The following is a 15,802-nucleotide window of genomic DNA, read 5'->3' as shown; positions in this document are numbered from 1 at the left end:
GGAGGTGTTGGAAAGTCGAAGAGGGGCTGTCAACGGGCGGCTGCCCCGGCGTCGCGCGCTGGCCGGGGCGAGGGAGGCGGCGCGAGCTGCGTCGTGTAGTTCGCCGGAATCCAGCGGAACCCGCTGGCACCGGCGCCGATGTGCCCGAGGCCCGGAAAGGCGATATGGGCTGCGGCGATCCAGTGGCCCTGCCGCGCGGCGTCGGCATACAGGCGCAGCCGCTGCTGCGCGGCCTGCGCCGCATCGCTGTCGTAGCGCACCGTGACGCCCGGATCCGCGAACTGCACCGGCGCGACGTGCACCGTGTCGCCCCAGGCGATCAGCGTCTGCCCGCGGCTTTGGACGCGATAGATGGTGTGGCCCGGCGTGTGGCCGGCGTCCGCCTCGGCGTGGATGCCCGGGACGATTTCCGCGCCGGCTTCGAACGTGCGCAGCCGCTGGGCGGCGAGATAGGGCTTCAGCGAGCCGGATGCCGCATCGAACATCGCATGCAGCAGCGCGGGCGCCGTGGCGCGATTGGCCGGTGACAGCCAGTACCGTTCGTCCTCGCGGCTGACGTGGACAGTCGCGTTGGGGAAGACGATCCGGCCCTGATCGACCACGCCGCCGACGTGGTCGGCGTGCAGATGCGTCAGCAGGACGTCGTCGACCTGCTCAGGCCGGTAGCCGGCGGCACGCAGGTTCGCCAGCAGATGCCCCCCTTCGGCGCCATAGAGGGCACCCGCGCCGCTGTCGATCAGCACGAGACGGGTTCCGGTATTGATCAGAAAGGCGTTGATCGAACCCTCGACGGGGGCGGCCAGATGGGCGGCCGCCAGCAGCGCGTCCGCTTCGCCGGGGTTGGATTCGGACAACGCGACATGGCCGGCGGTTGCAGGCGGCGGCGCGGGGCGGCTCAGTACCTCCCGCACGGGGAAGTCGTGCGTGCCGTCGAGCAGGGCGGTGACCTCGAAGTCGCCGAGCATCATCCGGTAGAAGCCGGGCGCCTGCGTGCGCTGCTGGGGCGCCGCCGCTGACGCGCTCGCGCAGGCTACGAACGAAGCCGCAAGGGCGATGCCGGCGCGGCCGGTCCAACGGCGCAGCTGGTTGAGGATGGAGAACATGGGAAAGTCCCGAGTGGATAACGCTGCGCAGAGTAGGCGCGCTCCGGGGACGGCGCCATAGTGCCTTCGTATGGGGGCGCGCCGGCACGAACCTCGCCATCGCTCTGGTACCCTCCAACCTTTGCTCGCATCCGACCGTATCGTGAACTGGGACGACACCCGCATTTTTCTGGCGCTCGAAAGAGAAGGCACGCTCCGGCGTGCGGCGAGGGTGGTCGGGCTGGACCAGGCCACGGTGGGACGGCGCATCGCCGCGATGGAGCGGGCGCTGGGCGCGACGCTGTTCCTGCGCCGCTCGGACGGTTATGCGCTGACGCCCGCGGGCGAAAACGTGCTCCGCTCGGCCGAGAAGATGGAGCAGTTCGCCAACGAACTGGTGAGACAGGCGCAGGGTGTGGACAGCCGGCTGGAGGGCGAGGTCAAGGTGACCACCACGGACTCGCTGGCGCTGGAGTTCGTGATCCCGGCGATCGCGCGCCTGCACGCGGCGCACCCCGATGTCCGGGTCATGCTCAATACGTCGACGCAGATGCTCAATCTGGCCCGCCGCGAGGCCGACATCGCGATCCGCAATATCAAGCCGGAGAATCCCGATCTGGTGACCCGCCTGCTGGCGCGCTGGCCCGTCGGCCTCTATGCGTCCGCCGGCTATCTCGAAGCGCATGGCGAACCGGAGCCGGGCGCGGGCTTCGCGGGCCATGACCTGGCGATCTACCAGCCCTACATGGCCGGCAACCGGATGCCGACGCTGGTCGGCGAGCCGATCCATGCGGGCCGCATCGTGTCCGGCGTCAATTCGAGCCTGATGCTGCGGGCCATGGTGCGCGCCGGCGTGGCCATCGGCGAGATTCCCGTGCCGCTGGCGGAGCGCACGGGGCTGGTGCGGATCTGGCCGGGCCGGGAGAGGGCGGGGCGTTACGAAGTCTGGCTGGTCACCCACCAGGACCTGCGCCATACCGCCCGCGTGCGAGCGATGATCGACGCCGTGGCGCAGGAGTTTGCCGCAGGCACGGCCACGTAGCGCCGGCCCCCGCCAGCGCTGCAAAAACGCATGACGCCGATGAAAATGTGCCGCATCCGTGCGGCACATTGCGGTCCTATACTCGGCCGCATCGTGATCCATCGGGATCGCCCTCAACACAGGTGGTGTCATGCATTCCGCTTCTTCTTCCCCCGCCGTTCGGCCGGGCCCAGCGCCCACCCGGCACGTATGGCTGTACATCGCCGCCGGCTTCGCGGCCAGTCTCGCCAGCATCGGGCTCGCGCGGTTCGCCTACGCGCCGCTGGTGCCGGCGCTGATCGAGGCGCACTGGTTCTCCGCGGACAAGGTCGTGTTCCTGGGCGCGGCCAATCTGGCCGGCTATCTGATCGGCGCGCTGGTCGGGCATCCGCTCGGGCGCCGCATGTCGAATCCCCGGGCGTTGCGCACGATGATGGTGGTGGTGACGGCGGCCTTCGTGGCCTGCGCGTATCCGCTCTCTTCGGCCTGGTTTTTCTTCTGGCGGCTGCTGTCGGGCGTTTCCGGGGGCGCCATCATGGTGCTGGTGGCGGCCACCGTCCTGCCGCATGTGCCGGCGCAGCGCCGGGGTATCGCCAGCGGGGCGATCTTTCTTGGCATCGGGGTCGGTATCGCTGGCTCGGGGACCATCGTGCCGCTGCTGCTGCATGACGGCCTGCGGACGACATGGTTGGGCCTGGGCGCCGTCTCGGCCCTGTTGACGCTGCTGACGTGGTTCGCCTGGCCGGCCGAACGGGCGCACGCCGACGCCCCGGCACATGGGCAGGAGCCGGCGGCGCCGGCCGCCCACGGCTTGCCGAAGGCCAAGGCGGGCGTTGCGGTGCTGTTTGCGCAGTATGGGTTGATGGCCGTCGCGCTGGTACCGGCGATGGTGTTTCTGGTGGACTTCGTGGCTCGCGGACTTGGCGCCGGCGCGCACGTGGGCGCGGGTTACTGGGTGCTCTACGGCATCGGCGCGATGATGGGCCCGCCACTATTCGGCTGGATCGGGGACCGACTGGGCGCGCGGCCGGCGCTGCGGGTGGTGTTGCTGGTGCAGGCGGTGGCGGTGGGCAGCCTGTGCGCCGCACACGACGCTGTCTGGCTTGGCGTGGCGACGGTGTTCGTCGGCATGTTTCCGCCGGGCATCGTGCCGCTGGCGCTGTCGCGGATTCACGAGCTGATTCCGCATGACCGGCATGCGCAGAGCCGCGCCTGGAGCCGTGCCACGATCAGCTTCGCCACGTTCCAGGCGCTGGCGGGCTACGGTTATTCGGCGGTATTCAGCGCGACGGGCGGGGATCACCGGCTGCTGTTCGCGCTGGCCACCGGCGCGCTGATCGTTACGCTGGTGCTGACGTTGCCAGGTCTGGAGCGGTGGGTGTGGCGAAGGCTTGGCGGACGGCAGAGGCCGGACGGGCAGGGCAGGGGTTTGTGCTGCCCGTCGTGAGCATGCGGGGGCCGGTGAGGGTGACCGCCCGCCTGGGCCCCGGCTACTTCTTCGCCAGGATCTCGCGGATCGCCCCTTCGAACACGTCGACCGGCTGCCCGCCTGAGATCAGGTAGGTGTCGTCGAAGATGATCGACGGCACCGAGGTGATGCCCATGTCCCGATACCGCTTTTCCATCTCGCGGACATCCTTGGCATACCAGTCGTTCTCCAGCACCTCGCGGGCGCGGGCGGCATCGAGGCCGGCCTCCGTGGCGGCGTCGACCAGCACGTCGTACTTGCAGACGTCCTTGCCGGCGGTGAAGTACGCGCGCAGCAGCGCCAGCTTCAGCGGCAGCTGCTTGCCCTCGAGATCGGCCCACCACAGCAGCCTGTGCGCGTCGAAGGTGTTGTACACGTGCGTGCGCGGCCCGAACGTAAAGCCCACTTCGGCGCCGCGCTGGCGGATCATCTCGTGGGTCTGCGCGATCTCGGCCTCGCTGCGGCCGTACTTGCGCTTCATATAGCTGGCGATGGGTTCGCCTTCGCCGCCCATGTCGGGGTTAAGCTCGAACGGGCGCAGATGGATGGTGGCATCGACCTCGTCGCCCAGCCTTGCCAGCGCCTGTTGCAGCGACTGCAGGCCGATGGCGCACCACGGGCACGCGACGTCGGAAACGAAATCGATCTTGAGGGGAGTCTTCATGGCGGGGTCGGAATCGGCGAGGGGATGGCGACAGGGTAGCGGCAATCGCGCTGCCGTGCACGCGGTGCGCGTCCTACGTCCCGGCGCGCGCGCCGTCCTTCGGCCGCCGGGTGCGGGCGGCCTTTTTTGCGCCACTGCCCTGGGAAGGCTCCTTGCCGGGCGCGCTGGTCGTGCCTTGCAGGCGTTCCAGCGACGATAGCGCGTCCACGTAGGTCAGGAACTGCTGCAGGTAGCCGGGCGACACCTCGCCCATCAGCGACAGCGCGCGCTGCACGAGGTGGCTGGAGTTCAGCGGGCCCGCGTTCTCCGGTACGCGCTCGACCGAGTGCCGCAGTTCGCGGCGGGCCCGCACCTGGATCCAGGTGTCGCGGAAGTAGTCGGTGAGCCTCGCCAGGCCATCGGGTTCGCCGCCATGCGGCTTGCCCTGCATGCGCGCGACGAGATCGGCCAGGGCGGCCGATCCGGGCGCGCTCGCTTCGGCATCCGCTGCGGCCTGCGTCCCGGCCGCGCGCGCCACCGTAGTGCGATAGGCGTCGGCCAGCGCGGCGAGCCGGTCTTCGAGCACGCGCCGGACGGCGCCGTCGTAGCCTTCGGCGCGGCGGGCCAGTGCCTGCATGGTGCCGAAGCGCACCGGATCGAGCCGGTCCGCGCCGCTGTCGCGCCAGGCGTCCAGCAGCGCGCGGGCGTCGCGTGCCTGTTCCTCAGCCATTGGCCTTCGTGCCGCCGGCCGACACGCGGGGGATAGGCGCGATCTCGACCCGCCGGTTCTTCGCCCGGCCCTCGGCGTCGCTGTTGGGACTGACGGGCTGCGTGGAGCCGAACGCCGCCGCGAAGACCGACGAGCGCGGAACGCCCGCCTCGATCAGCGCCCGGGTCACGGTCAGCGCACGCTGGGCCGACAGCTCCCAGTTGTCGGCGAACTCGCGATTGCTGCCGCGCACGCGCCGGTCGTCGGTAAAGCCGCTGACCATCAGCATATCGTCGCGCGTGCGCAGGTACGCGGCGAGCGGACCGGCAAGGCTCTTCAGGACTTCCTGGCCCTGCGGCTGCAACTGGTCCGAGCCCTGGTCGAACAGCACGCTGCCGTTGATGCCGATGCGGCCGTTGACGAGCGTCACGCGGCCGGCGGCCAGCGGCCCGGCCAGCGCTTTCTCCAGCGTCTCGCGCCGCTGCATTTCCTGCTGCCGCTGCCTGACCTCGTCCTCCAGTTTGGCGGAGAGCTCCATCTGGACCGCGACGACGCCGAGCAGGATCAGCACGAAGGCGCCGAGCAGGACCGACATCAGGTCGCCGAAGACCGCCCAGGCGGGCACCGCCGGTTCCACGCCGGCGTCGATATCCTCCCTCATGCCGCCTCGGCCGCCGGGGACGGCTGGCCCGGCAGGCGCCGCAGGTCTTCGAGGATCTGCTTCTGCGACAGCATGCTGAGGTCGACGACCTCACGGGCCTGCGCGACGTAGTACGCGAGCTGCTCGTCGCTGCGCGCCATGGACTTGTCCAGCGCCGCCTCGATGCGCGCCAGTTGTTCGCCCAGCTTGCCGTTCGACTCGGCGAACAGCTGCACGGCCGCGCCGAACGCCTCGCCCAGGCTCGCGACCTCGACGGCGCTGCCGGTGACCTGCGCGGCGATGTCCGTGAGCTTGCCGGTCTCGTCCTCCACCTTGTCGGTGAAGCGCGTGCCGACGCGGTCCAGCACATCGGCCGTGGTCGTTACCAGCGTATCCACGGCGGTGCGCTGCTCGGTCGACGCGTGGTTGACGGCATCGAGCAGCGTGCCCAGTGTCTCCAGCATGCGGCTGCGCTCCTCCAGCATGGCGTTGTCGCGGGCCATGCCTTCGGTGAGCTTTTCGCGCAGTTCTGCGATGACTTCCGCCGCGGCCTTCGGTGCCTCCGCCGCGGACTGGACCAGGCGGGCCACCTCCGCAATGGTGTTGCCCGCGTGTTCCTGCGTGCGCGCCGCGATGTCGCTGCCGATCCGCGCCAGCGTCTCGCAGATTTCCTGCTGGCGGCTGGCCGTCTGCGCGCTGGTCTGCTCCCATTCGGCGCGCAGCGCGGCGACCATGGTGGCAAGGTTGTCGCTCCAGTGGGCCAGACGTGTTTCGTCGCGCTGGGCCAGCTCGGCCTGCAGCGCCAGCGCAGCCTCGGGGGCTTGCGCCGCGGCCTGCACGAGGCGGTCGATCTCCGCGATCGTGCTGCTGGCGTGGGCCTGCGTCTGGGCGGAGATATCGCGGGCGGTGCGCGCCAGCGCGTCGCAGGTCTCCTGCTGACGAGCCGCCGCCCGGGCGCTGGCGTCGGTCCACTGCTCGCGCAGCGTCGCGCCGAGGGCGCCGAAGCTGTCGCTCCAGACCGCCAGGCGCTGCGCGTCGCGCGCGGCCAGCGCGTCCTGCAGGTCCGCATGCGAGCGCGTCATGGCCTGCACCAGCGTGGCCGCCTGCTGCTCGAAGGCCGCCGCGGCGGCCGTCAGCGCACGCTGGTTGTCCTCGGCCAGCCGGTTGCCCGTGCGCTCGTGGTGGGACAGCGCCGTGCCGAAGGCCTCGGCCGTATTGGCCGCCGCCGCGTCGATGCGGGCGGCCACGCCATCGAGCAGCCCCGCCGAGCGCTGCTCCAGCGTGGCGGTGAATTCCCCGAGCGACGCGCCCAGGTCGCGCGTCATGGCTGCGCTGGTGCGCTGGTGTTCCGCCAGTGCCTGGCTCCAGGTCTGGGCGACGGTGGCGGTGGTGGTGTCGAAGCGGGCAGACAGCTGGTCCAGCTGCTGCTGCACCGCCTGCGCAACGGTCTCGCGCCATGCCGTGGTATCGCGCGCCAGGCCCGCCATGGTGGCTTCCACGGCCGGCTGGATCGCGGCGCCCGCGGCGCGCGCGCCGTCGGCCACGCTGTCCTTCAGCGATTGGCCCACGGACGCGGCCAGCCCCTGGTAGGCCGCTTCGGTACGGCTGTGGAAAGCGTCCTGGCTCGCGGCCAGCCGTTCGTTCAGCGCCTGGCTCTGCTGCTCCAGGGCGCTCATCATGGCCTGGAGCCGATCGACCAGCGCGGGCATGGCTTCGGTCTGGCGCTGCAGCAGCCGGAACGCTTCCTCGCGCTGGTGCGTGCGCGAGTGGACGCGCAACGTCGTCGCGATGCGCGCGTCCAGCCGCTGCGCGGTGTGGATGGCCTCGCGCCGCGACAGCGCCGACAGCAGCCCCAGCATCGCGGAGGTCGCCACGCCGGCGACCGAGGTGCCGAAGGCGAAGCCCAGGCCCTTGACCGGCGCCGCCAGCGACGCGCGGATGGCCTGCAGGTCCGTCACGCTTTCGAGCGCGAGGCCCGTGCCGCGCAGCGTCGCCACCATGCCGAGGAAGGTGCCCAGCATGCCGAGCAGCACCAGCAGCCCGACCAGGTGCGGCGTCAGCGCCGGGCCGGGCAGGGCGACGCGCTCGCCCTCGATGCGCAGCCGCACGGCATTGCGCAGGCTCGGGTGGATGCGCTCGAGCCAGGGGGCCAGCGTGGCCGGGGGCTGCGCGAGGTCGGCCACGGCCTCCGACAGCGAGTCGGTCGCGCGCCGGTAGCGGTACAGCTCGCAGGCACCGGCCACGTAGAACGCGCCGATCAGCAGCGTCGCGGCCAGCCCCAGGGCGTTGGAGCCCGCGTAGCCGATGCCGATCCAGCCAACCACGATCAGGCCGGCCACGAAAGCGGCGATAGGGAGTAGGTATCTGGTCATGATGTACGGGTTAGCCGCCGCGCAGGGCGGCAAGCAAGCCTTCGACCGGCTGGAAGCGGATATCCAACTCGGCCAGTAATACGCTCTGCATCTCGTTGCGGAACACGCCGACCCAGGCGCCGGGCGCGGATGGCGCGGTCGACGCGGCGGCCGCGTCGGCCTCGGCGCGCGGTGTCTCCGCGCTTTGGCGAAGATGGTCGAAGCGCGCTTCGAGCAGCGTCGGCACGGCGGCCAGCAGGTTCTGTTCGCGCGGGCCCAGCACGCGTTCCATCACGGCATCGACCATCGCCAGCTTGGTCCTGTCCGCGCCGCGCGCGGCGAGCGTCGCGCGCAGGCGGCCGCGCAAGCTCTCGATGGTGGATTCCATCGTCTGCTGCACGGTAGCGTAGCGGCGGCGATAGGGCGCGAAGGCCGCGGACGCTTCGACGGGGTCCGGGATGACCGGCCGCCCCGACCCCCGGCGACGCGTTGGCGCGCTGCCCGTCGCGGCATCGGCGACCGCGGCCGCGAGCGCCGCGCGAACGCGCGCGCAGTCCTGCTCCTCGGCGCTTTCGGGCGCCGGTGCGCGGGACTTCGCGGGTGCGGGCTGGGCCTTCAGGGCCGAGGACAGGGCGATCGCGGCGGTCCAGTCCAGCCACTGGCTGAGCTGGAGCGCGAGCGACTGTCCGGCCTCGGGGGCGTCGGCGTCCTGCAGGCGCGCCAGCAGCCGGACCAGCGTCGGGCCGCTCAGACCTGTGCGCCGTGGAGATTGCAACATAGCGCCAGAGCGAAAAACCCCGCAGTTTACACTGCCGCGCCCCGGTGGCTGCCTATTTTGTGGGCAGCGGTTGCGGGCCGGGCGCCCTGCGCCGCGGCGGCGCCGCCCGGCGTGGTGCGGCTCAGCGCCGTGCGCCGTCCATCCGGTGCACCGCGGCGTACTGACGCCGCGCGATACGGCCGGAACTGACCCGCGCGCAGCTGGGCGGGATATGGGTGCGTTGGCAAGCGTTCAGTGTGTGCATGATGGTCTCGGTGTCGACAAAGGCGTCGAACCGGCTTGTCGCGTTGGCGCCTTGAGAAATCGGGGCCGCCGCGTTTGCGCAGGGTGCTTGCGCGGGGTCTCAATCCGTATATCGGCACGCGCGCGGCGAACATGACGGACCGCTTCCCATGTCGTTGCAAAGCCCGTTCGCCACGGCCCAAACATGGCTTTTCGGCCGCTTTGCGACCGGTTTCCGGACCCCTGGGGCGCCCGGATGTTTGCCATTGTTCACAATCGTTTCCGCGCTCCCTTCCTACAATTCGGCACGTTTTACGGCATCGCACTCCGCGTCAGCGGTGGCGCGAATGCACGACGCCATCGCGCAAGCGGATGGCCATCCGGCGCGATTCCTCGGTGCGCGCCGGATCCCGAAGCCCGCCACGCGCCGCCCGCGCGCCGGTCCGGGCAGGCGGGTCCCGTGCCCCTGTGCCGCATACCCCTAGCCGATAACCGATCTCGTGCCCGCCTCCCCGGCGCCGCGCGGGCTTGACCCTTACAGAACAGGCTGCGGACCCTCATGGAGTCACTGAATACGCGCCGGCGGCCGGCATTGCGCCGGCATGCGCCGCTCCGGCTTGCCGTCGGGCTGGCCGCCGCGATGTCCTGCCTGGCGCTGCCCGCGCAGGCAGATCCGATGTACGACACGCTGATCCAGCGTGCCCGCGCCGGCGACTACGAACCGGCGCTGGTGCTGCTGCGCGAGCGCATGGCGAGCCAGCCCACGGACCGGCGCGCCGCCCATGACCGCATCGTCATCGCTGGCTGGGCCGGCCGTCCGGCCGAGGTTCTGGAGACGTACCGCCAGCTCGGCACGGGCACGGCACTGCCGCCCGAGGTGCTGGGCGCCGTGGCCCGCGCCTTGCGCGACGAGCGGCGCTGGGACGAGGCGCTGGCGCACTATCGCGAGGGACGGCAGCGCTTTGCGCAGCGGATGGACTTCGCCGTGGGCGAAGCGCTGGTGCTGGCCGATAGCGGCCGCACGGCCGAGGCGGTGAGCGCCGCGCAGGCGCTGGTCGCGCGCCATCCGGCCGATGCCGACGCGCGGCTGGCGCTGGCCTACGCCTACACGCGCGCCGCGCAGCCTTACGAGGCGCTGTACGAAGCGGACCAGGCCCATACGCTGGCGCCCAAGCGCGCCGACGTCGTGCGGGAATACGTGCGCGCGCTGCGCCAGGCCGGTCTGCCCGAGGCCGCGCTGCGCGTGGCCAGCGAGCATCCCGGTCTGCTTGACCCGCTTGCCATCCTGGAACTGCAGGTCGACGAGGCCGCGGAGCTGACACGCCTGGCGGACATGCCCACGCGCAGCGAAGCCGAACGCTTCGCCATCGCCGACCGCGCGCTGGCGCGCTACGACAAAGTGATGGCGGACCTGTCCGCGCTCGGGGCCCGGGGCGACGCGCAGCTGCGCCGCGCGCGCATCGACCGCCTCGCGGCGCTGCATGCCCGTGTGCGCATGCAGGACGTGGTGAACGCCTACGAGGGCCTGCGTGCCGAAGGCATCAAGGTGCCAGCGTATGCGCTGTCCGACGTGGCCGCCGCCTATCTCTATCTTCGTCATCCGGAGCGTGCCGAGTCTCTGTACCGGCAGGTCCAGGAGGCGTATCCGCAGGGCGGCGACGCCGAGGCGCGGCTGGCGGCGCAAACCGGTCTCTACTACTCCCATGCCGAAGCCGAGGCGTTCGATCCGGCCGGGCAGGTGGTGCAGCAGGCGAGCGCCGAACAGCCCCGCTGGCGCTGGGTGCGTGGCCAGCCCACGCGCCAGCCCAACGATCTGTGGCTGCAGGCCGAGCAGGTCGCGATGCAGGCGCGCCTGCAGGCCGACGACACCGTCGACGCGCAACGCCGCGTGGAAGACATCGTGCGCCGCGCGCCCGGCCATTCGGGCCTGCGCGTGGCGCTGGCCGACGTCTACCGCGCGCGCGGCTGGCCGCGCGCCGCCGAAAGCGAACTGAAGCTCGCGGAGACGCTGGCCCCGCGCAGCATGCAGGTGGAGGTGCAGCAGGGCCATGCCGCGCTCGATCTGCAGGAGTGGCGCCAGGCCGAGCTGCTGCGCGACGACACCGTGGCGCGCTATCCCGAGAACCTCGCCGTCCGGCGGCTGGACCGCGAATGGCAGGTCCACAACAAGTCGGAACTGCGCATCGAGGGCTATCGTGGATTGGCCAACGACAGCGCGGTGGTGGGCAACGGCAACTTCGGCATCGAGTCGGTGCTCTACACGCCGCCGATCAATTACGACTGGCGCGCCTTCGGCGGCATTGGCTACGCCACCGGCCGCTTCGAGGAAGGCACCGTCGACTACAAGTGGGCCCGCGCCGGCGTGCAATGGCGCGTGCGCGATCTCACGGTGGAAGGCGAAGTCTCCACCCACCTGTATGGGCAGGGCGGCCAGGCCGGCGGACGCCTGGCGCTGGACTATGACCTGAGCGACCGCTGGCAGGTCGGCGCCTCGGCCGCGCTGCGCTCGACCGGCACGCCGCTGCGCGCGCTCAAGCAGGGCATCTACGCGGACACGGTGCGCACCTACGCGCGCTGGCGCCGCAGCGAACGCAGCGAGTGGCTGTTTACGGTGTCGCCGTCGCGCTTCAGCGACGGCAACGACCGCATGGAGGCCGGCGCGTCCGGTGCCGAGCGACTCTATACCGCGCCGCACCTGAAGGCCGACCTGCTGGTCGACCTGTGGGCCTCGCGCAATTCGCGCGAGGACGCGCCGTACTTCAATCCGCGTTCCGACCTGACGGTGCTGCCGTCGGCGCGGCTCACGCACACGCTGTACCGCCGCTACGAGACGGTGTGGGAGCAGCAGTTCCTCGCCGGCGCCGGCTCGTACAGCCAGCAGGGCTACGGCACGGGCGCGATCCTGCTGGTCGGCTACGGCCAGCGCTTTCGCACCAACGACGTGCTCGACATCGGCGCGACCATCACCGGCACCAGCCGCCCTTACGACGGCCAGCGCGAGCGCGAACTGCGCATCGTGTTCGACCTGACCTACCGCTTCTGAGGACGCACGCCATGAACGCCACACTGATGCGTGCCTATCGCTTCATTCTTCTGCTTGTCACCGCCGTGCTGCTGGGCGCCTGCGCCAAGGACATTCCGGTCTTCACGCCCCCGGCCGAGCGGCCGGTGGCCCAGGCCGAGCGCCCCTGGCCGGCCAACCATGTCGTGGTGCTCGCGTATCACGACGTCGAGGACAAGGACCCGGACCAGGCCTACCTGAGCGTGCGCACCGACCACCTGATCGGGCAACTGGCCTGGCTGCGGGAGAACGGCTACCAGGCGGTCTCGGTGGACCAGATCCTGGCCGCGCGGCAAGGCGGCCAGGCGCTGCCCGCCAAGGCCGTGCTGCTCACGTTCGACGACGGCTATCGCAGCTTCTACACCCGCGTGATGCCGCTGCTCAAGGCATACCGCTGGCCAGCGGTGCTGGCCCCCGTGGGCAAGTGGATGGATACGCCGGATGACGCGCCCGTCGACTTCGGCGGCACGCCGACCGAGCGCGAGCGCATGCTGACCTGGCGCCAGGTGCGCGAGATCGCCGCCTCCGGGCTCGTGGAAATCGGCGCGCACACCGACGACCTGCACTACGGCGCGCGCGCCAACCCGCAGGGCAACACGCAGCCTGCCGCGGCGGTACGCGCCTTCGATCCGGCGACCGGCACCTACGAGACCGACGCCGCCTACGAACGACGCGTGCGCGCCGACGTGGAGCGCATCACGCAGAAGGTGCAGCGTGCCACCGGCAAGCCCGTGCGCGTGTGGATCTGGCCCTATGGCGCCGAAGGCGGCACCGCGCTGCGCATCATCGGGGAGAACGGCTACCGCATGGCCTTCACGCTGCAGGACGGGCTGGCGACGGTGGAACGCCTGATGTCCGCACCGCGCCTGCTGCTCGGCGACGATCCCAGCCTGCGCGGCTTCGCGCAGTCGGTGGCGAACATGGAGGAGCGCACGCCGATGCGGGTGGCGCATGTGGACCTGGACTATGTCTACGATGCAGATCCCACCCAGATCGACCGCAACCTCGACAAGCTGGTGCAGCGCATCGCCGACCTGAACATCGACACGGTGTTCCTGCAGGCGTTCGCCGACCCGGACGGTAGCGGACTGGTGAAGTCGGTGTACTTCCCCAACCGCCTGCTGCCGGTGCGCGCAGACCTGTTCAACCGCGTGGCGTGGCAGCTGCGCAATCGCGCCAACGTGAAGGTCTATGCGTGGATGCCGGTGCTGGCGGTGGACCTCGATCCGGCCATCGCGCGGGTCGAACGCTGGGATCCGCAGACCGGCAAGACTGCCGTGGACGGCAAGCAGTACCGCCGCCTGTCGCCGTTCGACCCGCAGGCCCGCGTGCGCATCGGGGAGCTGTATGAAGACCTGTCGCGCCACGCGGTGTTCGACGGCATCCTGTTCCACGACGACGCGGTGCTGAGCGACTTCGAGGACGCCAGCGCCCCCGCGCTCGCCGCGTACCGCGACGCCGGACTGCCCACGTCCATCGCCGCGCTGCGCGCCGATCCCGAGCTGATGCAGCGCTGGACGCGCATGAAGAGCCGCGCGCTGGTGAGCTTTACGCAGGAGCTGACGGGCAAGGTTCGCGCCATCCGCGGGCCGGCCATCAAGACGGCGCGCAACATCTTTGCCGCACCCATCCTGCAGCCCGAGAGCGAGGCATGGTTCGCACAGAACCTGGACGACTTCCTGGCCGCCTACGACTGGACCGCGCCGATGGCCATGCCGTACATGGAGCAGGTACCGGCGGGTCAGGAACACGCCTGGCTCGATGCGCTCGTCGACACCATCGCCCGCCGTCCCGGTGCGCTGAACCGCACCGTGTTCGAGCTGCAGAGCCGCGACTGGCGCACGCCCGACGCGCCGCCCGTGGACAGCGCGGTGCTGGCCGGCTGGATGCAGCGCCTGCAACGGCGCGGCGCCGCGAATTTCGGCTACTACCCGGACGACTTCCACAGCAACCAGCCCCGGCTCGACGCGATACGGCCGGCGCTCTCCAACGCCTGGTACCCCGCGCCATGATCGACCGCCTCTTTGCCCTCGTCATCCTCTGCATCGCGCTCGGCCTGCCGTTCGGCCTGGCCGCGCTCGCCACGGGAGACCTGCTGCTCGCCTTCGTCTTCTTCTATCCGCTGTTCATGTCCGGCCTGTGGATGGCCGGCGGCATCTACTTCTGGTGGCACTGGGAGGGCAACTGGTCCTGGGGCGAGCGGCGCGAGCCGCCGCAGGTCACGGGCCAGCCCTTCATCTCCATCCTGGTGCCCTGCTACAACGAAGAGGGCAACGGCGAGGAAACGCTACGCGCCGCGCTGGCGCAGCGCTACCCCAACTTCGAGGTGATCGCCATCAACGATGGCTCGAGCGACGGCACGGGCGCCGTGCTCGATGCGATGGCGGCGCACAACGAGCGGCTGCGCGTGGTCCATCTGTCGCACAACCAGGGCAAGGCCATGGCGCTGCGCATGGGCACGCTGGCCGCGCGCGGCGAGTACCTGGTCTGCATCGACGGCGACGCGGTGCTCGACCCGGACGCCGCCGCGTATCTGGTCGCACCCATGGTGGACAACCCCCGAGTGGGAGCGGTGACCGGCAACCCGCGCATCCGCACGCGCTCCACGCTGGTGGGCCGCATCCAGGTGGGCGAGTTCTCCTCGATCATCGGCCTGATCAAGCGTACCCAGCGCGTCTACGGCCAGGTGTTCACGGTCTCCGGCGTGGTGGCGGCCTTCCGCCGCCGCGCGCTGGACCGCGTGGGCTACTGGAGCCTGGACATGATCACCGAGGACATCGACATCAGCTGGAAGCTGCAGCGCGACCACTGGTCGATCTTCTACGAGCCGCGCGGCCTGTGCTGGATCCTGATGCCGGAGACGGTGCGCGGCCTGTGGAAGCAGCGCCTGCGCTGGGCCCAGGGCGGTGCCGAGGTCTTCCTCAAGAACGTGCGGTCGATCTGGAGCTGGCGGCATCGCCGGTTGTGGCCGCTGGTGATCGAGTACTGCCTGTCCGCGGGCTGGGCCTTCGCGTTCGCCATGTCGATCATCCTGTGGGCGCTGGGGCATTTCGTCGAGCTGCCCGCCAATATCCGCATCGAGAAGCTGATGCCGCCCGGCTTCACCGGCATGGTCCTGGCGGCGGTGTGCGTGCTGCAGTTCGCCGTCAGCATCGCGATCGATCGCCGCTACGAGCCCCGGCTCGGGCGTTCGCTGTACTGGATCATCTGGTATCCGCTGGCCTACTGGATGGTGGGCATGCTCACCACGCTGCTGGCCTTTCCCAAAGTCATGCTCAACACCCGGCGCCGGCGTGCCCGCTGGACCAGCCCGGATCGTGGCATCCACTCGGTGAAATCCTCATGAACCCGCACTCCGAAGACCTGATCGTCCGCACCCCCCGTTCGCGCCTTGGCTGGCTGTTCGATGCGCTGCTGACCGCCATTGCGTGGATCGGCTTCGGCTGGCTGTGCGTGACCGGCATCCTCGCCATCCTGCGGGAGGCCGAAGCGGGCCCCGGCGTGCCGGTGTGGTCGGCGCTGCTCCCCACCATGAGCACACTCACGCTCTATGTGGTCGTTGGCGTCTTCAACGGCGTGGTGCTGCTGACCTGGGCCATCTACAACCAGTACCGCTTCTCGGGCATGGACCGCCGCAAGGCGATTCCCGCGCTGCGCAACGACGAACTGGCGCGCAGTTTCGCGCTGCCCGTGCCGCGCCTGGCAGCGCTGCAGCAGGCGAAGATCGCGGTGGTGGATCACGACGCCGACGGCACGATCGCGGCGGTACGCCTGCCGTAGGGCAGCAGGTCGAGGCTGGGGGAGTAACGTTTCCCGGGTCAGGCCGG

12 protein-coding genes are annotated in these 15,802 nt (G+C 70.6%); 6 read left to right on the top strand and 6 right to left on the bottom strand.

Translation table 11 applies throughout. The features are described 5' to 3' along the window. Positions 1-29: 29 nt before the first annotated feature. Positions 30-1,103 carry an MBL fold metallo-hydrolase gene (locus LDO27_RS03375; RefSeq protein WP_222206602.1) on the bottom strand — a complete coding sequence of 358 codons (1,074 nt, stop codon included), beginning with the start codon at positions 1,101-1,103 and terminating at the stop codon, positions 30-32. A gap of 142 nt (positions 1,104-1,245) precedes the next feature. Here LDO27_RS03375 and LDO27_RS03370 point away from each other — a divergent pair, with 142 nt between their 5' ends. After that, positions 1,246-2,124 (top strand): LysR family transcriptional regulator, encoded by an 879-nt coding sequence (locus tag LDO27_RS03370; protein ID WP_222206599.1) that lies wholly within the window; start codon positions 1,246-1,248, stop codon positions 2,122-2,124. Positions 2,125-2,254: 130 nt separating this feature from the next. Beyond that, on the top strand, positions 2,255-3,550 hold the full coding sequence (locus LDO27_RS03365) for a YbfB/YjiJ family MFS transporter (protein WP_224039656.1): 1,296 nt from the start codon (positions 2,255-2,257) through the stop codon (positions 3,548-3,550). Positions 3,551-3,593: 43 nt separating this feature from the next. Here LDO27_RS03365 and LDO27_RS03360 read toward each other — a convergent pair whose 3' ends face one another. The 5 genes from LDO27_RS03360 to LDO27_RS03340 form a co-directional block, all read right to left on the bottom strand. Then, entirely contained in the window at positions 3,594-4,235 is a 642-nt protein-coding gene (locus LDO27_RS03360) for a DsbA family oxidoreductase (protein ID WP_224039655.1), read from the bottom strand. 73 nt (positions 4,236-4,308) lie between these two features. Continuing rightward, positions 4,309-4,944, bottom strand: a complete 636-nt coding sequence (locus LDO27_RS03355; protein ID WP_224039654.1) for a DUF2894 domain-containing protein — start codon at positions 4,942-4,944, stop codon at positions 4,309-4,311. Further along, positions 4,937-5,584, bottom strand: a complete 648-nt coding sequence (locus LDO27_RS03350; protein WP_224039653.1) for an OmpA family protein — start codon at positions 5,582-5,584, stop codon at positions 4,937-4,939. The genes LDO27_RS03355 and LDO27_RS03350 overlap by 8 nt, the downstream gene beginning before the upstream one ends. Then, on the bottom strand, positions 5,581-7,935 hold the full coding sequence (locus LDO27_RS03345; RefSeq protein WP_224039651.1) for a DUF802 domain-containing protein: 2,355 nt from the start codon (positions 7,933-7,935) through the stop codon (positions 5,581-5,583). The genes LDO27_RS03350 and LDO27_RS03345 overlap by 4 nt, the downstream gene beginning before the upstream one ends. 10 nt (positions 7,936-7,945) lie before the next feature. Next, positions 7,946-8,692 carry a DUF3348 domain-containing protein gene (locus tag LDO27_RS03340; RefSeq protein ID WP_224039649.1) on the bottom strand — a complete coding sequence of 249 codons (747 nt, stop codon included), beginning with the start codon at positions 8,690-8,692 and terminating at the stop codon, positions 7,946-7,948. 781 nt (positions 8,693-9,473) lie between these two features. On the opposite strand from LDO27_RS03340, the gene pgaA reads away from it, so the two are divergent. From pgaA to pgaD, 4 genes are read left to right on the top strand one after another with little or no spacing between them, the layout of a single operon-like run. Beyond that, positions 9,474-11,957, top strand: coding sequence for a poly-beta-1,6 N-acetyl-D-glucosamine export porin PgaA (pgaA, locus tag LDO27_RS03335; RefSeq protein WP_224039647.1), 2,484 nt, complete (start codon positions 9,474-9,476; stop codon positions 11,955-11,957). A gap of 11 nt (positions 11,958-11,968) precedes the next feature. Then, positions 11,969-13,987, top strand: coding sequence for a poly-beta-1,6-N-acetyl-D-glucosamine N-deacetylase PgaB (gene pgaB, locus LDO27_RS03330; RefSeq protein ID WP_224039645.1), 2,019 nt, complete (start codon positions 11,969-11,971; stop codon positions 13,985-13,987). Beyond that, a complete protein-coding gene (gene pgaC / locus LDO27_RS03325) occupies positions 13,984-15,321 on the top strand; it encodes a poly-beta-1,6-N-acetyl-D-glucosamine synthase (protein WP_222206574.1) in 1,338 nt (445 codons plus the stop codon). The genes pgaB and pgaC overlap by 4 nt, the downstream gene beginning before the upstream one ends. Continuing rightward, a complete protein-coding gene (gene pgaD / locus LDO27_RS03320; RefSeq protein ID WP_222206570.1) occupies positions 15,318-15,755 on the top strand; it encodes a poly-beta-1,6-N-acetyl-D-glucosamine biosynthesis protein PgaD in 438 nt (145 codons plus the stop codon). Before pgaC ends, pgaD begins: the two co-directional genes overlap by 4 nt. The last annotated feature ends 47 nt before the right edge of the window (positions 15,756-15,802 follow it).

Source organism: Cupriavidus respiraculi, from assembly GCF_914271545.1.
GTDB classification, from domain to species: Bacteria; Pseudomonadota; Gammaproteobacteria; order Burkholderiales; family Burkholderiaceae; genus Cupriavidus; species Cupriavidus respiraculi.
The sequence above is the reverse complement of the archived record's forward strand: the minus strand, read 5'-3'. Positions and strand labels throughout refer to the sequence as shown.